Annotated in this window: 25 protein-coding genes and 1 riboswitch; of the genes, 17 read left to right on the top strand and 8 right to left on the bottom strand. The window is 67.5% G+C overall.

Annotated features, from left to right (window positions below; translation table 11 throughout):
- The first annotated feature begins 97 nt into the window (after positions 1 to 97).
- The 3 genes from WB461_RS07000 (at position 98) to WB461_RS06990 (ending at position 2782) form a co-directional block, all read left to right on the top strand.
- Entirely contained in the window at positions 98 to 331 is a 234-nt protein-coding gene (locus WB461_RS07000; RefSeq protein ID WP_423852009.1) for a hypothetical protein, read from the top strand.
- A gap of 74 nt (positions 332 to 405) precedes the next feature.
- Positions 406 to 563: riboswitch (cyclic di-AMP (ydaO/yuaA leader) on the top strand.
- A gap of 7 nt (positions 564 to 570) precedes the next feature.
- Positions 571 to 1542: an NlpC/P60 family protein gene (locus WB461_RS06995; protein WP_423852008.1), complete on the top strand. Its 972-nt coding sequence runs from the start codon at positions 571 to 573 to the stop codon at positions 1540 to 1542.
- 46 nt (positions 1543 to 1588) lie between these two features.
- Complete coding sequence (locus WB461_RS06990) at positions 1589 to 2782, top strand: hypothetical protein (RefSeq protein ID WP_423852007.1); 1194 nt, start codon at positions 1589 to 1591, stop codon at positions 2780 to 2782.
- Here WB461_RS06990 and WB461_RS06985 read toward each other — a convergent pair.
- Entirely contained in the window at positions 2749 to 4482 is a 1734-nt protein-coding gene (locus tag WB461_RS06985; RefSeq protein ID WP_423852006.1) for an AMP-dependent synthetase/ligase, read from the bottom strand. The genes WB461_RS06990 and WB461_RS06985 overlap by 34 nt on opposite strands.
- A gap of 164 nt (positions 4483 to 4646) precedes the next feature.
- Here WB461_RS06985 and WB461_RS06980 point away from each other — a divergent pair, with 164 nt between their 5' ends.
- The 4 genes from WB461_RS06980 to WB461_RS06965 are packed head-to-tail and all read left to right on the top strand — an operon-like array spanning position 4647 to position 7337.
- Entirely contained in the window at positions 4647 to 5084 is a 438-nt protein-coding gene (locus WB461_RS06980; protein ID WP_423852005.1) for an SRPBCC family protein, read from the top strand.
- Positions 5081 to 5356, top strand: coding sequence for a hypothetical protein (locus WB461_RS06975; RefSeq protein WP_423852004.1), 276 nt, complete (start codon positions 5081 to 5083; stop codon positions 5354 to 5356). The genes WB461_RS06980 and WB461_RS06975 overlap by 4 nt, the downstream gene beginning before the upstream one ends.
- Entirely contained in the window at positions 5353 to 6300 is a 948-nt protein-coding gene (locus WB461_RS06970; RefSeq protein ID WP_423852003.1) for an ROK family glucokinase, read from the top strand. Before WB461_RS06975 ends, WB461_RS06970 begins: the two co-directional genes overlap by 4 nt.
- Complete coding sequence (locus WB461_RS06965) at positions 6300 to 7337, top strand: ROK family glucokinase (protein ID WP_423852002.1); 1038 nt, start codon at positions 6300 to 6302, stop codon at positions 7335 to 7337. The genes WB461_RS06970 and WB461_RS06965 overlap by 1 nt, the downstream gene beginning before the upstream one ends.
- On the opposite strand, the gene WB461_RS06960 is transcribed toward WB461_RS06965, so the two are convergent.
- The gene (locus tag WB461_RS06960) at positions 7243 to 7626 is read right to left on the bottom strand and encodes a hypothetical protein (protein ID WP_423852001.1); all 384 of its coding nucleotides are present in this window, start codon (positions 7624 to 7626) and stop codon (positions 7243 to 7245) included. The genes WB461_RS06965 and WB461_RS06960 overlap by 95 nt on opposite strands.
- Positions 7619 to 8395: an alpha/beta hydrolase gene (locus WB461_RS06955; RefSeq protein WP_423852000.1), complete on the bottom strand. Its 777-nt coding sequence runs from the start codon at positions 8393 to 8395 to the stop codon at positions 7619 to 7621. The genes WB461_RS06960 and WB461_RS06955 overlap by 8 nt, the downstream gene beginning before the upstream one ends.
- A 78-nt stretch (positions 8396 to 8473) precedes the next feature.
- Here WB461_RS06955 and WB461_RS06950 point away from each other — a divergent pair, with 78 nt between their 5' ends.
- From WB461_RS06950 to WB461_RS06930, 5 genes are all read left to right on the top strand, one after another.
- The gene (locus tag WB461_RS06950) at positions 8474 to 9205 is read left to right on the top strand and encodes a lysophospholipid acyltransferase family protein (protein ID WP_423851999.1); all 732 of its coding nucleotides are present in this window, start codon (positions 8474 to 8476) and stop codon (positions 9203 to 9205) included.
- A gap of 64 nt (positions 9206 to 9269) precedes the next feature.
- The gene (locus WB461_RS06945) at positions 9270 to 10298 is read left to right on the top strand and encodes a 6-phosphofructokinase (protein WP_423851998.1); all 1029 of its coding nucleotides are present in this window, start codon (positions 9270 to 9272) and stop codon (positions 10296 to 10298) included.
- 99 nt (positions 10299 to 10397) lie between these two features.
- Positions 10398 to 10877 carry a DUF427 domain-containing protein gene (locus WB461_RS06940; RefSeq protein ID WP_423851997.1) on the top strand — a complete coding sequence of 160 codons (480 nt, stop codon included), beginning with the start codon at positions 10398 to 10400 and terminating at the stop codon, positions 10875 to 10877.
- Positions 10878 to 10965: 88 nt separating this feature from the next.
- Entirely contained in the window at positions 10966 to 12270 is a 1305-nt protein-coding gene (locus WB461_RS06935; protein WP_423852016.1) for a class II 3-deoxy-7-phosphoheptulonate synthase, read from the top strand.
- Positions 12271 to 12284: 14 nt separating this feature from the next.
- A complete protein-coding gene (locus WB461_RS06930) occupies positions 12285 to 12764 on the top strand; it encodes a DUF1990 family protein (protein WP_423851996.1) in 480 nt (159 codons plus the stop codon).
- On the opposite strand, the gene WB461_RS06925 is transcribed toward WB461_RS06930, so the two are convergent.
- Genes WB461_RS06925 through pknB form a run of 3 tightly spaced genes read right to left on the bottom strand, consistent with a single transcriptional unit; the run spans position 12761 to position 16215 of the window.
- The gene (locus WB461_RS06925) at positions 12761 to 13291 is read right to left on the bottom strand and encodes a carboxymuconolactone decarboxylase family protein (protein ID WP_423851995.1); all 531 of its coding nucleotides are present in this window, start codon (positions 13289 to 13291) and stop codon (positions 12761 to 12763) included. The genes WB461_RS06930 and WB461_RS06925 overlap by 4 nt on opposite strands.
- 9 nt (positions 13292 to 13300) lie before the next feature.
- Positions 13301 to 14167: a DMT family transporter gene (locus WB461_RS06920; protein WP_423851994.1), complete on the bottom strand. Its 867-nt coding sequence runs from the start codon at positions 14165 to 14167 to the stop codon at positions 13301 to 13303.
- Positions 14167 to 16215 (bottom strand): Stk1 family PASTA domain-containing Ser/Thr kinase, encoded by a 2049-nt coding sequence (gene pknB, locus WB461_RS06915; protein ID WP_423851993.1) that lies wholly within the window; start codon positions 16213 to 16215, stop codon positions 14167 to 14169. Before pknB ends, WB461_RS06920 begins: the two co-directional genes overlap by 1 nt.
- 138 nt (positions 16216 to 16353) lie before the next feature.
- Between pknB and WB461_RS06910 the strand changes: the two genes are divergently transcribed.
- Both WB461_RS06910 and WB461_RS06905 read left to right on the top strand, forming a co-directional pair.
- A complete protein-coding gene (locus tag WB461_RS06910; RefSeq protein WP_423851992.1) occupies positions 16354 to 16776 on the top strand; it encodes a ribonuclease domain-containing protein in 423 nt (140 codons plus the stop codon).
- Positions 16773 to 17189 (top strand): barstar family protein, encoded by a 417-nt coding sequence (locus WB461_RS06905; protein WP_423851991.1) that lies wholly within the window; start codon positions 16773 to 16775, stop codon positions 17187 to 17189. The genes WB461_RS06910 and WB461_RS06905 overlap by 4 nt, the downstream gene beginning before the upstream one ends.
- Here WB461_RS06905 and WB461_RS06900 read toward each other — a convergent pair.
- Complete coding sequence (locus WB461_RS06900) at positions 17164 to 18225, bottom strand: polyprenyl synthetase family protein (RefSeq protein ID WP_423851990.1); 1062 nt, start codon at positions 18223 to 18225, stop codon at positions 17164 to 17166. The two genes, WB461_RS06905 and WB461_RS06900, sit on opposite strands and share 26 nt — an antisense overlap.
- A 23-nt stretch (positions 18226 to 18248) precedes the next feature.
- Between WB461_RS06900 and metF the strand changes: the two genes are divergently transcribed.
- Positions 18249 to 19142 carry a methylenetetrahydrofolate reductase [NAD(P)H] gene (gene metF, locus WB461_RS06895; protein ID WP_423851989.1) on the top strand — a complete coding sequence of 298 codons (894 nt, stop codon included), beginning with the start codon at positions 18249 to 18251 and terminating at the stop codon, positions 19140 to 19142.
- Positions 19143 to 19148: 6 nt separating this feature from the next.
- Here metF and WB461_RS06890 read toward each other — a convergent pair whose 3' ends face one another.
- On the bottom strand, positions 19149 to 20408 hold the full coding sequence (locus WB461_RS06890) for an FAD-dependent oxidoreductase (RefSeq protein WP_423851988.1): 1260 nt from the start codon (positions 20406 to 20408) through the stop codon (positions 19149 to 19151).
- 105 nt (positions 20409 to 20513) lie between these two features.
- Here WB461_RS06890 and WB461_RS06885 point away from each other — a divergent pair, with 105 nt between their 5' ends.
- Positions 20514 to 21284: a class I SAM-dependent methyltransferase gene (locus WB461_RS06885; protein WP_423851987.1), complete on the top strand. Its 771-nt coding sequence runs from the start codon at positions 20514 to 20516 to the stop codon at positions 21282 to 21284.
- Positions 21271 to 21669 (top strand): DUF3040 domain-containing protein, encoded by a 399-nt coding sequence (locus tag WB461_RS06880; protein WP_423851986.1) that lies wholly within the window; start codon positions 21271 to 21273, stop codon positions 21667 to 21669. The genes WB461_RS06885 and WB461_RS06880 overlap by 14 nt, the downstream gene beginning before the upstream one ends.
- Positions 21670 to 21702: the final 33 nt, after the last annotated feature.

Here is a 21702-nt window from a genome sequence, read left to right as displayed (position 1 = left end):
CGACAACGCACCGGTGCGACGTTTTTGTCCGGACTGGCTCCTAGCGTGCTGAATGTCCCCGGAAGACGGGGCGATTCGTCAACACGGAGGTGCCGGCATGAGTGAGTCCACACCCACCGACGCGGTGGTCGTTGACTGCGACCGCTGTCTCGTCCGCGGACCCAGCGCGTGCGGTGACTGCATCGTCACTGTCCTGTTGGGGGCTCCGCCCGCCGGCATCGAGCTGGATCAGGAGGAGCTGGCTGCCCTCGGGGTGCTCGCCGACGCAGGCTTGACACCTCCGCTTCGACTTGTGACGCCTGTCACGGGCCCAGAGACACAGGTCAGTTGAGGTTGAACTGGCCTCCACCTGCCCATACAGTGGGTCCTTGTGCGTTCGGTGAACGTCGTCCCCCCAGGCCGGCGTCGAACGCGCCGCCAAATCGCTTCAGTCGTGGGGAAGATGACTGAGGTGAACCGGGGAACCATGTGTGTGGGGTGAATCGGACCGCGTTCGCGCGGACCGTAGGGCGACCTTGGCCCGAATCCGTCAGCTCACCCGGTCGGCGCTCGAGGATGTAGGAGTACTGCGTGCGCTTGCCCGCTACCCGAACGAACCGCCATGGAATCGCCGCCGCCGCGGCACTCGCCCTGATCGGCGGATTCTTCGTCCTTCCGTCCGCCGGCGCCGAGCCTGCGGTCACGCCCAAGGACGTGGAGATCGCTTTCCACAAGGCCGAGGCGATCAACGAGCAGGTGAACCAGCTCGGTGTCCAGGTCAAGCAGACACAGGCTGAGATCGACGACATCAGCGGTGACATCGCTCGCTACTCCAAGGTGTACCGCCAGCAGAAGGGCGAGCTCGGCGACGCGATCGCCCAGCAGCAGATGGACGCGCCCCTCGGGCCGAGCGTCAGCCTGCTCACCAGCAAGGATTCGGATCAGTTCCTCGCCGGACTTGGCGCGGTGCAGGCGCTCAACAGCACACGCGCTGATGCGCTGGCGCAGTTTGGCGAGACGAGCAAGGAGCTCAAGAACCGTCGCGCGCAGCTCGAGGATCGCAAGGCCGACCTCGCTTCAGCGACGAAGGAAGCCGACGCCAAGCGCGCCGCGATCCAGAAGCACTATCGCGAAGCCAAGGCCCAGCTCGCTCGCCTGACGGCCGCCCAGCAGAGCAAGTTCAATGCGAGCGACACCACGGTCGACTTCACGGTCGAAGCGTCGGGTCGTGCCAAGCAGGCCGTTGACTTCGCGCTTGCTCAGCTCGGTGACCCCTATGTGTATGGCGGCACCGGCCCCAACTCGTGGGACTGCTCGGGCCTGACCATGAAGGCCTGGGCCGCGGCAGGGGTTTCGATTCCGCGGGTCGTCGGCCCGCAGATGTCCGCCGCCAAGCGCGTTCCGATGAACCAGCTGGTCCCCGGAGACCTGGTCGCCTACTCCAACATGCAGCACATCGGCATGTACCTGGGCAACGGACGAGTCGTCCACGCCCCGCGCCCCGGCAAGAGCGTGGAGATCACCGGTCTCGGTGGATTCAGCGTCGGCGGGCGGGTTGGCTGACTCAGGCCGAAGACCCGGCCCGAACACTGTCGCCGTCCTGGTCCTGATGGCGCTGGGCGTCGCCCTGTTGCTCTGGCAACGGCCGTGGCAGGGATCAAGCGATCCGGTCGTCCAGATCCCCGCTGACGCGTCCGCTGCGCTGGCGGAGCAGTTTCGCAGGCTCTCCGACGCCGACACCGAAGCGTCATTCGTGGCTGCAGCGGGCGCCCAGGATGCTGCCAAGGAGTTCGCCCAGCGGGCCTGGCGGGCTCGCGCAGCGCTTGGCGCGTCCGACGTCTCGCTGCGTTACGTCACCGGCGGCGACATCACCGATCGATCGGATGGATCGACCGTCGCCGATGTTGAAGTCACGTGGAGCGCCGGCTCCGAAGCCGGGTTCGACGAGTCGACGACGCGCACCTCGTCAGTCGCTTTTCGCGTCGCCCCTCAGCCCGATGGCCGATTCTCGATCGTCTCCGCAGCGCCGCGCACCGGGGCTCTGCCGCTGTGGCTCGCGGGGGCCGTCGCAGTGGAGCGTTCCTCCGGGGCGGTCGTGATCCGGGTGGATGGGGGCGACCCCGATCTGCCGGTCGAGTCGATGGCTGCCGTCGCCCGAGCGGCGGTCCTGGATCAGGTCCCCGGCACGGCGGGCGAGGTCACCTTTGTTTCGCCGCGGACTCAGGACCAGACGGCGCAGATCGTCGGTCAGCCGGTCGACAAGATCACGCAGATCGCTGCGGTGACGACTCGGCTCGATGGGCGAGAAGGCAGCTCCGAGGACACCGTGATCGTGCTGAATCCCACCGTCTTCTCGACGATGGACCGGCGAGCCGCACAGGTCGTCGTGAGCCACGAGGCGACCCATCTGCTCACCGATGCCGTCGGCACTCGTGCGGAGAGCTGGGTCGTCGAGGGATTCGCCGATTTCGTGGCTCTGCACGACGACACGGCGCCGCTGTCGGTCAGTGCGGGCCAGGTGCTGGCGCAGGTCAAGGCTGACGGTCCGCCCGAGCGGCTCCCGTCAGCCGCCGACTTCGACGCGGGGAAGCACGGGCTCGGCGCGGTATATGAGTCCGCATGGCTGGTGTTCCGGCTGCTGGCTGAGCGCTTTGACGACGCGGCCGTCGTGGCCTTCTACCGGGAGGTCCTCAGTGGAGCACCACTCGGATCAGCACTTGATCGATCGTTCGGGATCAGTGTCGACCAGCTGACCAGCCAGTGGAGGACCTACCTGAAGAAGAGCGCTTCGATCGTGTCGTGAAAGTCGCACAGGACCGCGTTGCGCTTGACCTTGAACGACGGCGTCAGGTAGCCGTTGTCCTCGGTCCAGTCGTCGTCGAGGATCGTGTACTTGCGAATCGACTCGGCTTGGGACACCTGGGTGTTGGCCTCGTCGACGGCCTTCTGGATCTCGTCCTTGAGCGTCGGGTCGTCGATGTCGCCGTCCCACGCCTCGGTGTCGATCGTGACGAGCGCTGCGATGAATGGCTTGCCGTCTCCCACCACGAGGCACTGACTGACGTACGGACTGGCGCGCACGCGATCCTCGAGCAACGCAGGCGCGACGTTCTTGCCGCCCGCCGTCACGATGATCTCCTTCTTGCGGCCCGTGATCCGAACGAACCCGTCCTCGTCGACCTCGCCGAGATCGCCGGTGCAGAACCAGCCGTCAGCACTGATCGCCTCAGAACTCGCCCCGTCATTGCGCCAGTAGCCGCTAAAGACCTGCGGACCGCGGAAGGCGAGCTCGCCATCTGACTGGACACGCACCTCGGTTCCGGGCAGCGGCTTGCCGACCGTGCCGATTCGCTGCTCCGTGGGGGTGTTGACGCACAGCGCTGCGGTCGTCTCGGTCAAGCCGTAGCCCTCCAGCACGGTCACGCCGATCCCGCGATAGAAGTGCGCCAGCCGCTCGCCGAGCGGTGCGCCCCCGGAGATGGCCCACTCGGCATGTCCACCCAGCGCGTCGCGGAGCCGGCCGTAGACGAGCTTGTCGAACAGCGCGTGTCTCGTGCGCAGGACCAGACCGGGTCGGCCGCGGTCGAGGGCCTTGCTGTAGGAGATCGCCGTCTGCGCGGCCCGGTCGAAGACCTTGCCCTTGCCGTCGGCGTAGGCCTTGCTGCTGGCGGTGTTGAAGACCTTCTCGAAGACCCGGGGGACCGCGAGCACGAAGGTGGGCTCGAACGTCCCGAGATGGGTCACCAGATCCTTGATGTCAGCGGTGTGCCCGAGCTTGGTCCCTGAGCGAATCGCGCCGACTTGGATGATGCGGGCGAACACGTGGGCCAGCGGGAGGAAGAGCAGCGTCGAGCCGCCCTCGCGGGCGAACAGTTCGGGCAGCACCTCGATCGCGGCGCCCAGCTCGTGGCGGAAGGCGCCGTGGGTGAGCCGGCAGCCCTTGGGACGTCCGGTCGTTCCGGAGGTGTAGATCAGTGTCGCGAGCGTGTCACTGGTCAGCGCGGCCCGGCGGGTCTCGAGTTCGTCATCGCTGACACCGGCTCCTCGCGCTGTGATCTGCTCGATCGCACCGGCGTCGATGGCCCACACCTCAGCCAGCTCGGTTGCGGCGCTGCGGGCCTCGTCGACCCGCGCCAGGTGATCGGTGGTCTCGACGATCGCGGCCACGGCTCCGGAGTCCGCCAGGATCCAGGCGATCTGGGCGGTCGACGACGTCTCGTAGATCGGCACTGTGGCAGCGCCGGCCCACCAGATCGCATAGTCCGCGACTGTCCACTCGTACCGGGTTTTGGACAGCAGCGCGACACGGTCGCCGGGGGTGACGCCGGCCGCGACAAGACCTTTGGCCAATGCGAGCACGTCTTGGTGGAAGGCGCTCAGCGTGACATCCTCCCAGCCCCCCTCCACGACTCTCGCGAGGGCGAAGTCGTCGGCGTGCGCCGGGAGGCGGTCGAGGATGTCAAGGGAGAGGTTGCCCAGTTCGGGTGAATGCGCCTGTGTCACCTACGGGAGGTTACTCGCCCGGGCCGCAGCGAGCCGAATGGGTGCGGGCTTCCGCAGCAACCCGCAGCCACGTGCGAGCAACGTCTCGGCTACCGCCCGGGGGGTGGTCTGGCCGATCAGACCACTAGCATGGTGTGACACATCGGGCGGGACGAGGAGAAGTGATGGCGAGAACCACGAGCGACATCGTCATCGACGCTCCGGCTGACCGCATCATGGCCGTCATCGCGGACTTCCCCGCCTACCCGCGTTGGGCGACCGGCGTCAAGACGGCCGACGTCGTGTCCAGCGGCGATGCGGGTCGTGCCGACCAGGTGCACTTCGTCCTCGATGCCGCGCCCATTCGTGACGAGTACGACCTGGGCTACACGTGGGACGGCGATCGATCGGTCTCCTGGAGCCTGGCTCAGAAGGGCAAGATGCTGACGTCGATGGACGGGGCCTACGTCCTGGAACCGGTGGACGACTCGCAGACCCGGGTCACCTACCAGCTCGCTGTCGACGTCTCCGTCCCGCTGCTCGGAATGCTGAAGCGCAAGGCGGAGAAGGTCATCATCGACACCGCTCTCAAGGGGTTGAAGAAACAGGTCGAGGCACTGTGAGCGACCCCAACTCGAGCACGGAGCCGGTCGGTTCGATCGCCGAGGAGGCCTTCAGGCTGTTCCGGACCATGACGGCCTCGCCAGCAGCCCACAGCACGACCGGCGAGAGCACCCACGTGTGCACCGCGACGTGGTGCCCGGTCTGCCAGGTCGTCGGCTTCGTGCACGACAACCCAGATGCACTCGCGAAGGTCTCCGAGTCTGCCGCTGTGCTCACCCGCTCACTCCGCGAGCTCATCGACACCGCTCTGAAACCTCGGGAAGAGACATGACGCTGGCCATCGGTGTCGACATCGGCGGGACCAAGATCGCAGCCGGACTGGTCTCCGATTCCGGTGAGATTCTCGAGTCCGAGGAGGAGCCCACCCCGGACGCCTCGACCGAGATTCCCGCGCTCGTGGCTGATCTCGTGGGCCGATTGGTTGGCGACCAGCAGATCGCTGGCGTCGGTATCGGTGCGGCCGGCTTCGTCGGGGAGGATCGCGCGACGGTTCGCTTCGCGCCCAACATCGACTGGCGTGACGAGCCCCTGGCCGAGCAGGTCCGATCACTCATCGAGCTTCCGGTGGTGGTCGAGAACGATGCGAACGCTGCAGCGTGGGGCGAGTTCCGGTTTGGCGCCGGCGAGGACACCGACGATCTTCTGCTCGTCACGATCGGCACGGGTGTCGGCGGTGGCATCGTGCACCAGGGGCAGCTGTTCCGGGGTGGCTTCGGGGCGGCCGCCGAGATCGGCCACATGCGGCTCGTCCCCAACGGCATCCTGTGCGGTTGCGGCCAGCGCGGATGCTTCGAGCAGTACGCCAGCGGCAGGGCGCTAGTTCGCGACGCTCGTGAAAGGGTCGCGAACGGTGACGAGCGTGCGGACGCGCTGGCTGCGTTGGCCGATGGCGACGAGGGTCGTATCACCGGGCCCGCCATCACGCAGCTGGCGCAGGACGGTGACCCGCTCGCGCTGGACCTGCTGGCCGAGGTCGGGCGTTGGATCGGCGAGGGCATTGCGGTGCTGACGTCAGTCCTGGACCCGAGCGTCATTGCGATCGGTGGCGGCGTCGCCGACGCCGGCGACCTCATGCTGGACTCGGTCATCGAGGCGTTCGAGATTCATCTGCCGGCGCGTGCCCACCGCCCCGAGGCGTCGGTGCGCCTGGCCGCCCTCGGCAATGAGGCGGGCCTCATCGGTGCCGCGGACCTTGCCAGGCAGGAGTCGGACTGATGGCGGACAAGCTCGCCGTCGGCATCGACATCGGTGGAACGAAGATCGCTGCCGGAGTCGTCGACGAGGACGGTCACGTCCTGGCCCGGCTCAAGCGTGAGACCCCCACGACCGAGCCCCTCGAGGTCATCGACGCGATTGCTGACATCACCGAGGAGTTTCGTCGCGAGCATCACATCCGGGCGATCGGGGTGGGCGCGGCCGGATTCGTCGACGCGACGCAGTCGACAGTTCTGTTCGCACCCCACCTGGCCTGGCGGCACGAGCCGCTTCGGGACTCGGTCGCCCGGCGCACCGGGCTGCCCGTGCTGGTCGACAACGACGCCAACGCGGCGGGCTGGGCCGAGTGGCGCTTCGGCGCCGCTCAGAACGAGGCGGATCTGGTCCTGATCACCCTGGGCACCGGCATCGGCGGCGCGATCGTGATCGATGGTCAGCCCTATCGCGGACAGTTCGGCATCGCGGGCGAGTTCGGGCACATGCAGGTCGTGCCGGATGGCAATGAATGCGAGTGTGGCAACCGAGGCTGCTGGGAGCAGTACGCCAGTGGTCGCGTCCTGACCCGCCGGGCTCGCGCTGCGGCGACCGAGGGCACGCCGTTCGGAAAGCTTCTGCTGTCGGAGTCCGGGGGAGCGGTGGATCGCATCGAGGGCCACCTCGTCACCAGACATGCGCAGAGCGGCAACGACGAGGCGGTCGAGTGGATCGCCGAGGTCGGAGACTGGCTGGGAGTAGGCATCGCCAACCTGGCGGCTGCGCTCGATCCCGGCATGTTCGTGATCGGTGGGGGCGTCAGCGATGCCGGTGAGCTGTTGGTCGGCCCGGCCCGGGCGGCCTTCAGCCGGACGCTGACCGGTCGCGGCTACCGCGCCGAAGCGCGTATCGTCCGTGCCCACCTGGGACCCGAGGCGGGGCTCATCGGGGCCGCTGACATGGCGCGATTCACAGCACGGCGCCGTCGTCCGGCCAATCCTTCCGCGAGGGCCCGTGTTCGGGCAACTGCAAGATCAAATAGATCGACGCTGCGACGAAAGTGAGCGCGGCGCCCGCCACGACCGAGCGGTCGAGATAGACACCTGACACGGTGGCGACGAACAGCGCGAGCGGTGCGCCCACCACCCCGCCCCAGGCCAGCAGGATGTTTCGTCGGCGCGGGAGCAGGGCAGTCGGCTCGACCTGACGATAGAACGGCTCCTGGGCCTCGAAGTCATCGTCTGTCAGTGGCGTCCACGTGGGCTCGGGGGCCGGCTCCTCGGGCTCCTCGTCGAAGGACAGATCGAGCTCGAGGCCTTCGACGATCTTGTCGAAGTCGTCGCGCTCAGTCATCGGAGGTTCCGACGTGCTCGGCGATGAACGCCGCCGTGCGGTCAAAGATCAGCTGGGCGTCGTTGTCGATCGTCGCGACGTGGTAGCTCTCGTGCAACGGAACCAGCTCGGAGACTGCTGACGTCACACCGGCGCGGATCAGGTCGACGGAAGTGGGGTCCAGAACGTGGTCCTCGTCGGACCTGAAGACCAGCAGCGGCTGCGTGACGGCGGCCAGGTCGGCCCTGGTGGTCTTCCACATCGCGATCTGGGAGGCAAGCGCCTTGAGTGGGGTCTTGTCGTAGCCCAGCTCGTCCTGCCCGGCCATCTTGATGTCGTTGCCGATGCCGGGCATCGCCGGGACGAGCCACTGCAGTACCGGAACGAGCTTGATGTCGAAGCGGGCGAGGTTGACGGCGGGATTGACCAGCACCACGGCGTCGACGTCGGCGGGGCGTTTCTCCGCGAGCCGGAGAGCCAGGCAGCCGCCCATCGAGAGTCCCGCGACGACGACGCGATCGCAGGTTGCCCGCAGGTCCGTCAGCGCCCCGTCGACCTCGCCGTACCAGTCCTGCCAGCGGGTCGTGTTCATGTCCTTCCACGTCGTTCCGTGTCCAGGCAGCCGCGGCACGCGCACGGTGTAGCCGAGGCCGGCGAGGTGCTTGCCCCAGGGGACCATCGACGCCGGTGAGCCGGTGAATCCGTGACTCAGCAGGACTCCGGTACGGCCACCGTCAGCCGAGAAGGGCTCGGTGCCCGGGACAGGTACGGGCGAGGTCGTGGAGGTCATGACCCCATCCTCTCTCATCCAGGTGCACATCGGGTTGCACCATGCGAAAGGCACGGGGTTCAGGATAGTGTCCTGTCCGTGTTCTATTGGTTCCTGAAGTTCCTCGCACTGGGTCCCGTGCTCAAGCTGATCTTCAGGCCATGGGCCGTGGGCACCGAACACGTGCCGAAGGAGGGGCCGGTCATTCTGGCGAGCAACCACCTGTCGTACAGCGACTGGTTGTTCATGCCGTTGGTGATCCCGCGCCGAGTGACCTTCGTGGCCAAGGCGGAGTACTTCGAAGGAGCCGGGATCAAAGGCTGGCTGCAGAAGAAGTTCTTCTCCGGATCCGGCCAGGTGCCGATCGATCGAACGAGTGGCTCGGCGGCCGCGGGTGCGATCAAGACCCAGCTGCGGCTGCTCTCCGAAGGCGAGGTCTGCGGGATCTATCCCGAGGGCACCCGCTCCCACGACGGCCGGCTCTATCGTGGGCGAACCGGCGTTGCGCGTCTCGCGCTCGAGGCCGGTGTTCCCGTGATCCCGTTGGCCGTCATCGGTACCGACGTCGTCGCGCCACCGGGCAAGGTGTTCGGCAAGTTCGCCCGCCCCGGTGTGCGGTTCGGCAAGCCTTTGGACTTCAGCCGCTACGAGGGCATGGAGGACGACCGTTACATCTTGCGCGCGATCACCGACGAGATCATGTACGAGATCATGACGCTGTCGGACCAGGAGTACGTCGACCTCTACGCGCAGGACTCCAAGAAGCGAGATGCCAAGGCAGTTGCGCGGGCCGAGTCCGACGAGGTCTGGGAAGAGATCCGTCCGGACTGAGCGAGCGCGGCTGGCCCAGCGGATCGAGCGACATCACCGAACCATCCAGGGAAGGGACCGCGACATGAAGGTCGGCATGCTCACCGGGGGAGGCGACTGCCCCGGTCTGAACGCAGTCATCAGGGGAGCGGTGCGCAAGGGCGTGTCCGCGTACGGGCACGAGTTCATCGGTTTCCGCGATGGATGGCGTGGTCCACTTGAGAACGACACGATGACCCTCGGGATCCCCGAGGTCCGAGGCATCCTGCCCCGCGGCGGCACGATCCTCGGCTCGTCCCGCACCAATCCGTTCGCGATCGACAACGGGGTCGAGCGAATCAAGGACAACCTGGCCGAGAACGGCGTCGATGCGTTGATCGCGATCGGCGGCGAGGACACCCTTGGGGTCGCAACCAAGCTTGCTGACCTCGGCGTCAAGGTCGTGGGCGTGCCCAAGACCATCGACAACGATCTGTCCGGCACGGACTTCACCTTCGGCTTCGACACCGCGGTCAACATCGCGACCGAGGCGATCGACCGGCTGCACACGACGGCTGAGTCCCATCACCGTGTGCTGGTCGTCGAGGTCATGGGCCGCCATGCGGGCTGGATCGCCTTGCACAGCGGCCTGGCCGGAGGTGCGAACATCATCCTGATTCCCGAGCGTCCCTTCGACATCGAGAAGGTCTGCGCCCAGGTCGAGAGCCGGTTCGCAACGCACTACTCGCCGATCATCGTGGTGTCAGAGGGGGCGGTGCCCGCCGAGGGCGGCGGCATGTCGCTCGTCAGCGGTGAGAAGGACGCCTTCGGTCACGTTCGACTCGGCGGCATCGGTGATCGGCTCGCCGGTGAGATCGAGAAGCGCACCGGCAAGGAGGCGCGCGCCGTCGTCCTGGGTCACGTGCAGCGTGGCGGATCGCCAACGGCGTTCGACCGCTGGCTCGCGACGCGCTTCGGCCTGCACGCCATCACGGCCGTCCACGAGGGCGACTTCGGCACCATGGTCTCGCTGCAAGGCACAGAGATCACCCGGATCCCCCTCGCGGAGGGCACCGCGGTCCTCAAGACCGTACGTCCCGAGCTGTACGAGGAAGCCGAAGTCCTGTTCGGATGAGGCAGCACGTTCGCCCCTGAATCGGTCCCAGCGGTTGGGCAGGCGGCGGCCCGTGACAACCGCAGCGCCGGATCGGGCAATCGACCGTACGCTCGAGGAATGCCATCCAACCGACCTGTCGAGAACGTGTGGGACTACCCGCGGCCGCCGTCGATCGAGCCGAGCGACGAGCACATCGTCGTGACCCTGGGAGGCATGACGATCGCGAACTCCACAGCGTCGTACCGGATCTGCGAGACAAGCCACCCGCCGACGTACTATCTGCCAATCGACTCGTTCGCGGCCGGCGTCCTGCACCCTGTCGGCGGGAGCACCTGGTGCGAGTGGAAGGGCGCGGCGACCTACTTCGATGTCGTGACGCCTGACCGGACGATCCCGGCCGGGGCGTGGACCTATCGGACGCCCGCCGCGGGATATCGAGACCTCATCGACCACGTGGCGATCTACCCGGGGAAGGTCGACTCCTGCACGATCGACGATGAGATCGTGCAGGCGCAGGAAGGCGACTTCTACGGCGGGTGGATCACGTCCCGGGTCGCGGGCCCTTTCAAGGGCGCTCCGGGCACTCTGGGCTGGTGAGCAGTCCGGGCGCACGAGTGCCAGGTCACATGGCCGCTCCGCGTATCCTTGCTGCGTGAGCATTCCCAGCCTTGACGACCTCCATGCGATGGGTGCTGCCCAGCAGCCGACGTATGTCGATCCTGCCGCCCGCGACGACGCGGTGCGGAAGCTGCGGAAGATGCCCCCCTTGGTGTTTGCCGGCGAGTGCGACGCGCTGCGCGACCGGCTCGCCGAGGTCGCGCGCGGCGAGGCGTTCCTGCTCCAGGGCGGCGACTGCGCCGAGACCTTCGAGGGCGTGACTGCCGAGAACGTCCGCAACAAGCTCCGTGTCCTGCTGTCGATGGCGGTCGTGCTGACCTACGCCGCGAGCGTCCCGGTCGTCAAGGTCGGCCGGCTTGCCGGTCAGTACGCCAAGCCCCGCTCCAGCGACACCGAGACCCGTGACGGTGTGACGCTTCCGGCCTACCGCGGCGACGCGGTCAACGGTTTCGATTTCGATCCCGCCTCTCGGGCACATGACCCGCAGCGTCTGGTGGACGTCTATCACGCGTCCGCGTCGACACTGAATCTTGCGCGGGCCTTCACGACCGGCGGCTACGCCGACCTGCGACAGATGCACGCGTGGAACACGGACTTCGTCAAGAGCAGCCCGGTTGGCGAACGCTACGAGCGCATCGGGGCCGAGATCGACCGCGCGTTGGCATTCATGGACGCGATCGGTGTCGACCCTGACGAGTTCCACACCGTCGACTTCTTCTCCTCCCACGAGGCATTGATCCTCGAGTACGAGCACGCCCTGACCCGCATCGACCAGCGCACCGAGCGGCCGTACGACGTGTCGAGCCACTTCGTGTGGATCGGCGAACGCACCCGTCAGCTGGATGGAGCACACGTCGAGCTTCTCAGCCGCATCGCCAACCCGGTGGGGGTCAAGCTCGGCCCGACGAGCACGGCCGACGACGCCATCGCGTTGTACGAGAAGCTCAATCCCGAACGCATTCCGGGCAAGATCACCTTCATCACCCGCTTCGGTGCCAACAAGATCCGGGACGGACTGCCCCAGCTCGTCGAGAAGGTCACGGCCGCCGGCATCGAGGTCGCGTGGGTGTGCGATCCCATGCACGGCAACACCTTCGAGACCAGCAACGGCTACAAGACCCGGGAGTTCGACGACGTCATCGACGAGGTGCGCGGCTTCTTCGAGGTCCACCGGGCCTTGGGCACCTGGCCCGGCGGCGTGCACGTCGAGCTGACCGGCGACGACGTCACCGAGTGCGTCGGTGGCGGCGCGAAGCTGTCGGCCGAAGGCCTGGCTCACCGTTACGAGACCTTGTGCGATCCGCGGCTCAACCGGGCGCAGAGCCTCGAGCTGGCATTCCTCGTGGCCGAGATGCTCTCAGGCCGCAGCTAGGTCTGGTCGCCACGATGGTCGAGCTCACGTACGACGAGGTGGGTGCCACTGCCGATGTCGTGCTCCCGCCGGGCTACCACCACCTGCGGGTGAGCCGCTCGCTCGGCCGGATCGATCTGGACGTGGCCACCGAGATACTCATGACGTGGCAGGTGCAGGAACGGTCCGGGGTGCGACAGGTGGCGGGACCGGACCGCGTTGCGCTGGGCGCTGACGTGACATTTCGCTTCCTGGCGCAGATGATTCCGTGTCGCGTCGTCCAGGTCGTCGTCGAGCCGGACCTGCGTGCATTTGCGTACGGAACCCTGCCGGGTCACCCCGAGACGGGGGAGGAGCGCTTCGAGTTGCGACGCGATCGGTCGACCCGTGAGGTCACGGCGACGATCACGGCCTTCTCCAATCCCGGAACGTGGCGCACCCGACTCGTCGGACCGGCCGGCCGAGTGCTGCAGCGCGTGATGACTCGCCGCTACCTCGCTGCGATGGCGCCCTAGACCTCGGGCTGCACCCGGAGCGTCATCAGCACCGTGGCGAGTGAGTCGTACTGGCCGCACAACAGCAGGAACTCGATCAGCTCGGGCTCGCCCAGGTGCGTGCTCAGCGCCGACCAGGTCGCGTCGTCGATGTGCTTGTCATCGACGAACTGGTCGGCGGCCGCGAACAGAGCTTGGTCGCGAACCGACCAGCCCGGCCAGGTCTCGTCGGCGAGATGGTCGATCTGCGCCGGTGTGACGCCGACCTTGCGTCCGATCCGCACGTGGTGACGTCGTTCGTACTCGCACTCACGGATCGTCGCGATGCGCAGGATCACGAGCTCGCTGTCGCGGCGGGGAAGTCGCCCGCCCGGCATGAGTCGCCCGCTGTAGTACAGCCATCCCCGGAACAGGCGGCGGTGTCGGCCGAGGGTCGTCAAGATGTTGGGCCGTTGACCGCCAATGACGCGGCCGGCCAGTGTGCTGACGCCGTAGTTGAGGAGTCCCAGCTCCTTGAGTCCTCCGGGAGCGATGCGGGGTGGTTCCATCAGAGCAGTCTAGGGGAGCGGGACGGCTGTCTCAGGACGATCCGAAGCTTCCGCCAGCACCATGGCGACCAGCACCAACGAGCCACCGAGCAACAGTCGCCAAGTGAGTCCCTCGGTTCCGAGCACGATCGCGAACGTCGCAGCGAAGACCGGCTCCATGGTCATCAGCAGGGCTGACCGGGCCGCGTTGAGCTGGCTCTGGGCCCAGGTCTGCAAGATCATCGCGAGGGCCCCCGCTGCGAGTGCCATGTACAGGATCGCGATCCAGTCGTCCGATCGATGCGGGAGGCTCAGTCCGCCCGGGGCAGCCACCACGAGGCTCAGTGCGGCGATCACGCCCATCTGGATCGTTGCCATGCCATAGGCATCTGCGGCTGACGACCAGCGGGACAGCGCGATGATGTGCACCGCATAGAGGATCGCGCCGGCCGCCGTGATCATCTCGCCGAATCCGATGGTGAAACCACGCAGGGACAGAATGGCCAGGCCGACTGTTGACAGCGCCACCGCGATCCACACGGTGCGCGACACGCGCTGCCGGAAGGCCAGTGACGCGAGTACTGGCGTGGCCACGACGTACAGGCCGGTGATGAATCCTGAAACGCTCGCGTCAGTGTGGCCCAGTCCGACGGTCTGCAGGATCTGCGCGACACCGTAGACGCCGCCGGCGTAGCTGCTGCGCCGACGCACCTCTGGGCTCAGCCGGGCGATTGCCCGCGGCGCCAGCAGGAACATCGCGGTGAATGCAATGGCAAACCGCACGGCGAGGAAGTCAGTGGCCGGCACCCGGTCCAACAGGTCCTTGATCAGGAAGAAGGTGGAGCCCCACACCGCTGTGACGGCGAGCAGTGCGACGGCAGCGAGCCGGGTCCGCATCAGGGGAAGGGCACCTGCGAGATGGTGATGGTCGCGCCCCGAGGGCGCTTGGTCCCTGCTTTCGGGTTCTGGCCTCGCACGGTGAAGTTGCCACCACCAAGCGACAGCGCCTGGACCTTGAACCCGGCTTTCTCGAGGATCTTCTCGGCTACGTCCCGGCGCTTGCCGATGACCTTAGGGACAGCAATGCGTTCGGGCCCCTTGGACACCGTCAGCGTGATCGTGTCTCCACGGAACTTCGTGCCGCTGTTGGGAGATTGCGAGACGACGTTGCCCTCGTCGATCTTGTCGCTGAACACCTCGCTCGAGCTGACCTCGAAGCCCGCCGACTGGAGGCCGGACGTGGCTTCGTCGAGCGGTCGGTCGCGATAGTCCTTGACCTCGATCGGCTTGCGGCCCTTGCTGACCGACAGCACGACGGTGGAACCGCGTTTGAGCTGGTCCTTGGTCGTGTAGTTCGTCGCCTCGATGACACGGCCGTCGGCGACCTTCTCGTCGTAGGCACGCTTGAGGCTCGGATCGACCTTGAGGTCGACCTCGGCGAGCGCAGCCTTGGCCGCTTTCACGGTCATTCCTTTGAGGTTCTTGGGGATCTGGACTCGATCCGGACCTTTGGAGACCACGGCGTAGATCGTGGCACCCGGGAGGATCTTCTTGCCCGGACCGGGTTCGGTGCCGATGACCGCACCGAGCGGCACTGACTCGGAGAACGCCCGCCTGTCGACGGTGAAGCCGAAGCCGGCCTTCTCGGCGTTGTTCTTGGCCACGGTCTCGGACTGGCCGATGAGCACAGGCGTCTCGGTGTAGCGACCCACACTGAAGTAGTAGCCGATGCCGAAGGCCAGGAGTGCCAGCACGATGGCCAAGATCAGCAGATTGCGCCCACGACGCGTGATCCCGCCGCCCTTGGCCGTCTTGTAGTCGGCGGGCGACATCACCGGGTGCAGGCCGATCGGGCGGTCGGCATCCTCCGCGACCGCTGGCGGAGCATCGATCGGCGGCGCACCGAGGCCCTGCACACCCAACCCGGAATGCCACTGAACGGTGGCATCGGGAATGTCGACGGCCTCGGTGCGGGCTGAGGCCGAGGCGGGCGTGCCGATCGAAGCCCGAGCAACTGACACGGTCAGAGCCTCGTCATCGGCCACCCGTCCGCCGGGCTGTAGATCGGCAACCAGGTCTGGGTCATCGACAAGACCTGCATCCAGTGCGCGCTGCACCGAGCGCACCTGCAGCAGCATGACCCGAGCATCGGTCGACCGTTGGTCGCGATCGCGGACCGTCGCGCGAGCGACGAGCGCGTCGACGAACGGCGGGATCCCGGGCTGCACGTCCGAGGGGGGACCGATGTCCTCGTGCACGTGCTTGTAGGCGACCTGGATAGGCGATTCGCCGGCATGTGGCTTGAGCCCAGTGAGCATCTCGTAGAGCATCGCGCCGCACGCGTAGACGTCAGAGCGGGCATCGGCGCCGTCGTTCGTCACAATCTCGGGCGCCAGGTAGGACACCGTGCCGATGAGTGTGCCCCCGGTCGCAGTCGTGGCGGCGCTCACCGCTCGGGCCAGGCCGAAGTCCGCGACCTTGACGTCACCGTCGGGCGTGATCAGGACGTTCTCTGGCTTGACGTCCCGGTGGATGATTCGCGCGGCGTGCGCAGCCGAGAGGGCAATGAGCACCTGCTCCAGCAGCGCCAAAGCGCGGTGGGGAGGCATGGGGGCTTCTTCGCGCATGACGTCGCGCAGGGTGTGCCCGGGGACGAACTCCATGACGAGATAGGTGATCTCGCCATCCTTGCCCTGGTCGAACACCGACACGACGCTGCGGTGATTGAGCTTGGCAGCAGACTTGGCTTCACGGACGAAGCGGGCGGTGAACTGCTCGTCGTCTCCCAGACCGTGATGCATGACCTTGATGGCGACCTCGCGGTCGAGCCGACGGTCGGTGGCGCGGAACACGCTCGCCATGCCGCCGCGCGCGATGCGGTCTCCGATCAGGTAGCGGTCGTTGAGGACGCGTCCGACCAGGGCTTCGTCGCCCGTCAATGCCACGCCACCCTCCTTGACCAGTGCGGATCCTCGCGACCCATCGGTTGATTCTAGTGACTGTTGCACACGCGGGAGGCGACGCTGGGGCGTGTCCCGCGCCTGTCGTGACCTTCGCCACGCCCCCATACGGCACGATGAGGTATGCGTCGTGCCGGTTGGATCGTCCTCCTGCTCCTGGTGGGCGCGGTCCTGGTGGGACTCAGCGTGTCGGACCACGACTCGTCGGCGGACCGCTCAGCCGCCGGCCCGAGTGCGTCGCACCGCCCCGACCCGAGCCCCACCGCCGAGCGGCCGAGCCAGGGTCTGCCCCGAGAGGCGCGCCAGACGATCGACCTGATCCGGTCTGGGGGGCCCTACCCCTACGACCGCGACGGCACTGTCTTCATGAATCGCGAGCGGTTGTTGCCGCAGCGGCCGCGCGGTTACTGGCGTGAGTACACCGTGCCGACGCCGGGCCAATCCAGCCGTGGTGCACGGCGGATCGTCGCGGGCGAAGGTGGGGAGCTGTACTACACCGACGATCACTATCGATCGTTCCGACGCTTGAAGGCGGATGCGCGATGAGCGCGACCTACGATTCCCTGCTGTCCGGCAGCACCTCGCCCGGGCTGTTCAGCTGGCGTGGCCGCCCCGACCGCGATCTGGCCGAGGCTGCGTCTGCGGCCGGCTGGCTGGCATTGAGCCTCGACACGACGACCGTGGTCTCAGTCGACGAGTTCTGGGACGAGATCGTGGCGACGTGGAGTCTGCCGGACTGGTTCGGACGTAACCTCGATGCGCTGTTCGACACCCTGGCGGACCTGGCCGTCGGCCGGACCATCGTCATCTGGAAGGGGCTGGTCCAGCTCGCTGACGTCGACCCCGTGCTCACGGGCGCAGTCGTCGACGTGTTTCGTGACGCGATCGGTCAGGCGTCGTCACTTGCGGTGGTCGTCGCTGGCGACCTCGGGGTCAGTGGCTTCGACGGGTTGCTGTGAGCGCGAGCGGCCCGAGCACGGTTCGTCCCTGAGGGCCGAGCAGGTCGATCGCGGCATCGGCTTGGCCCTCGAGCCGGGCAATGTCGTCCTCGACCGCGGCGAGCGCACCGGAGTCCACGATCAGGTCTCGCACCGCGTCTACACCGTCCGTAGTCCCCAGAGCCGAGCCGAGGAGGTTCCGGCCGGCGTCCGAGGTGAGCTCTGCGGCCCGGGCCACCAGCACCGTGCGCTTGCCCTCGCGGAGGTCGTCACCGGTCGGCTTGCCGGTCAGCTCCGGGTCGCCGAACACACCCAGGACGTCGTCTCTCAGCTGGAATGCCTCGCCGAGCGGCAGGGCAACCTCGGACAAGGCGGCGACCAGGCCGGTGTCGGCTCCGGCGAGCGCAGCGCCGATGTGGAGGGGGCGTTCGACGGTGTACTTGGCCGACTTGTAGCGCACGACCGTCATGGCCTCGGCGACCGAGAGGTAGGCGCGCGTCTGACCGGTGACGTCCAGGAACTGTCCCGCGACGACCTCGGTCTTGCACCGGTCGAGGAAGTGTCGCGCTTCCAGCAGGTTGGGCCGCATGGAGTCGGACCGCAGGACAGCGCAGGTGAACATCTGGTCGCACCACGAGAGCAGGAGGTCGCCCAGCAGAACCGCCACCGAGGTGCCGAAGCCGACCGGGTCGCCATGGCGGCCCTCAGCGCGGTGCCGGGTCTCGAACTCGCGATGCACGCTGGGCCGCCCACGCCGGGTGTCTGAGCCGTCCATCAGGTCGTCGTGCACGAGCGCACTGGCCTGCAGCCACTCCAGGGCGGCCGCCGCGGTCACGATGTCGCGGTCGTGCGGGTCCCCTCCCGCGAGCAGCCAGCCCGCGTAGCAGAACTGTGGACGCAGCCGCTTGCCTCCTGCGACGAATGCGATCGAGACGTCGGCGAGATCCTCCACGTCGTTGCCCAGCGGGGCCAGGACGGGACGTTGCGCCTCGACGAAGGCGACGAGAGTGTGATCTACCTGTGTCCGAAATGCGGGATCGTCGGCACGTGAGGTCACGACTCGGACGATACCGTTGATCCATGCGCCCCGAAGACCAGTCCCTCGTCGATGCTCTGCGCGCTTCCGCCCCGAGCTACTCGTTCGAGTTCTTTCCGCCCAAGGACGATGCGGGCGAGGCAGTCCTGTGGCAGACGATCGCTGACCTCGAGCCGCTGAATCCCACCTTCGTATCGGTGACCTACGGCGCAGGTGGCACGAGCCAGGAGCGCACGGTGCGCATCACGGCGCGGATCGCCGAGCAGACCGGCATGCGACCGGTTGGACATCTGACCCTGGTCGCGCAGACGCGGGGCGAGATCGAGTCGGTGCTCAAGCAGTACGCCGCATCGGGCGTCGACAACGTCCTGGCGCTCCGCGGCGATCCCCGGGGCGGACCGCGCGCACCGTGGGAGCCGCACCCGGATGGGATGGACCATGCGCTCGATCTCGTCGAGCTCGCGAGCGGACTCGGCGGGTTCCGAATCGGGGTCGCGGCATTCCCTGAGGGGCACCCGGACGCCTCGAGCCTCCAGCACGATGCCGAGGTCCTGGTCGCCAAGGCCGAGGCAGGTGCTGAGTACGCCATCACGCAACTGTTCTTCCGTGCGGCGGACTACTTCGCCCTGATCGATCGGGTGCGGGCCCTCGGGTGCGACCTGCCGATCGTTCCGGGCATCATGCCGATTCTCAACTTTGCCCAGGTCGCCCGTATGGCCGAGCTGTCCGGCGCCGCGCTGCCACCCGAGGTGCTCGATCAGGTCGAGCCGATCCAGCACGACCAGGCCGCCGTTCGTTCGAAAGGAATCGAGCTGGCCACGGATCTGTGCCGGGAGCTGCTGGTCGGAGGGGCGCCGGGCCTGCACTTCATCACCCTCAACCGGTCGAAGGCGACTCGCGAGATCTTCGACGCGCTGCGTTCCGAAGGTCTGGTCTAGCCGCGCTCAGCGTGGTGCCGGTCCGATGGCGTCGGCGATCGCGGCAGTGGCCATGCCGATGGCCTCGAGAGTTGCTCCAGGATGTGCGTGGGCGCCGGCAAAGTGCAGTCCCCCCTGCGGCGCGACCCCCGGGAGCTCGAACGCGCTGGCCCAGCCGCGCCAAGCCCAGCCCCAGTGGCCCAGCCCGACCAGCTCGCTCGGTGACAGATCGGTTCGGTCCAGCACATACGACCTGAGGTCGATCCCGAACCGCACCAGTGCACGCAGGGGATCCTCGCCGCTGCGGTGCTCGATCGTCCATCGCCCCTCCCCGCCGCTCCACAAACGGATCGGAGGGTTGGCATGCACCAGGATCTCGTCAGGCATCGCGGGAGCCTCCGCGGACAGCGCAACCAGGGTCCGTGAAGCGGGGATGACGGGCATGAGCCGGATTGTCGGCAGGGGAGCGGGCCAGCTGGGTGCGCACCACACGACGATCTCGGCCGGCAGCGTACGTCGTGCCGTCACCACGCCACGGACCTCGCCTCCGTCCAGCACCAGCTCGTGAGCGGACTCGCCCAGCTCGACCGTGACGCCGCGCTCGCCGAGCCGGGTCTCCAGTGCTGCGGCGAGAGCCGGCAACCCACCGGCGAATTGCCAGCGGCCGAACGAGCGTTCGACGTAATGTGCGACCGCCGCGAAGGCGGGTGTCGCGTGCCGGTCCTGGCCGGCCAGGCGAACTGGGTCCAGCACGAGCTTGCGGAGTCTGTCGTCGTCGAGGTCCTTCTCGGCGAGCCGGGCGAGACTGCGCCGGGCCTGCAGCGTTGCGCGCACCGAGCGATCGACTGCTGGCCGCCCGGCAAACACCTGGTCGAGAGCCAGCCGTCGGACCACGTCCCACGTGTCGGCGAGCGTGTCGACCCACGGCGACCACTGGTCCTGACCGAATGCCTCCACGATCGCGGCGTGCTGGTCGCCACGGTTGCCCAGAGGGAGGTCGAGCACCGACTTGTCCTTGTAGACGTGGCGCCGTCCAGCGGTCATCGTGAGGTCGAGGACCCGATCGAGTGGTCGGCCGGTCTTGTGGAACAGGTCTCGGAAGACCCCGGGCAGCGTCACGCTGTCCAGCTCGGTCTGCCAGGTGTGTCCACCTGAGCTGACGCCGTTGAGCCTCCCTCCGAGGCGGTCCGAAGCCTCGAGGACAGTGACGTCGTGGCGCAACTTGGCGAGTCGCGCGGCGACCGACAAGCCGGCGAAGCCGCCACCCACGACCACGACCTTCGCCATGCGCGCAGACTACGGGGTGCGCCTCGAGGCTTCTGCTGGCGCCCCGCGAGCGGTCGCCAGGGTGCTGTCGCGGCTGCGGATCCGCGCTGTGGCACAGTGTCCGTCATGGGTCCGGTCCGCACCGAGTTGATGTGGCAGTCCGTCATCGATGCGGTTGATCTGGCCGGTCCGCGCAGCAGCCTCGACGTGCTCGACCTGGGTGGCGGCACGGGCGGCGACGCCGTCCGGCTAGCGGGACTGGGCCATCGGGTCACGGTCGTGGATCCGAGCCCCGACGCCTTGGCCTCCCTGCACCGCCGAGGAGTCGAGGCCGGGCTCACCGAGGGTTTCACTGGCATCCAGGGTGACGCCGACGACCTGCTCGATCACGTCTCGCCGGCCTCGTTCGACCTCGTGATCTGTCACGGCGTCATCGAGTACGTCGATGATCCCGGTCAGGCTTTGTCGACGATTGCGACAGTGCTCCGCCCCGGGGGGCACGTCAGTGTCGTCGTCGCCGGTCGTAATGCGGCCGTGGCGGCCCGTGCACTGGCCGGTGACTTCGTCACGGCGCAGGCGCTCCTTGGCCGGACGTCCTACGACTGGGACGTCCGCACGATGGGTCCACGGCGCTTCGTCGTTGCAGAGCTGGCCGAGCTCCTGGCCTCGCACGGATTCACGCCAGTGTCGACCACAGGTCTGAGGGTCTTCGCCGACCTCGTGCCCAGTGCATTGGTCGACACCGAGCCTGGAGCGAGGGATGTCCTGTACGCGCTTGAGCGTCAGTTGAGTGCATCGGCGGACTTCACGGCCCTTTCGGCTGGTCTGCACACGATCGCGCGCCTAGACTTGCCTACAGCAACACCCGATCCAGGAGGCAAACGTGCCGCTATCTGACGAAGAGGCCAGGCTGCTGCACCAACTCGAGCAGTCGCTGGCAGCTGAAGACCCCGATTTCGCCTCGACGCTCCGTGGGTCGAAGTTCATGGCGCACAACCGGCGGATCGCCGTGCTGGCGATCCTGGGCTTCCTCGGTGGAGTGGTGCTGTTGTTCGCTGGCGCGGTGTCGGCCATGACCTGGCTCGGCGTCGTGGGATTCGTCGCGATGCTCGCGACGGCCTACCTGTTCATGAATGCCTGGAAGAGTGGCATCGGCCGACGTGACGAGGAGCCGGCACCCAGTGCGTCAGGCCGATCGGGCCGGGCCGGCAAGCAGTCCGGAACGTTCGTCGATCGGATGGAGGAGCGCTGGCAGCGCCGCCGGGACGGCGACGAGCGCTAGCACAGCTCCACTTCACTCCACCGCGGCCGCCCC

Origin of the sequence: Aeromicrobium sp., assembly GCF_049587115.1 — a bacterium.
In the GTDB taxonomy this organism is placed as follows: domain Bacteria; phylum Actinomycetota; class Actinomycetes; order Propionibacteriales; family Nocardioidaceae; genus Aeromicrobium.
Note: the sequence above shows the minus strand (reverse complement) of the source record. Positions and strands in the feature narration are given on the sequence as shown.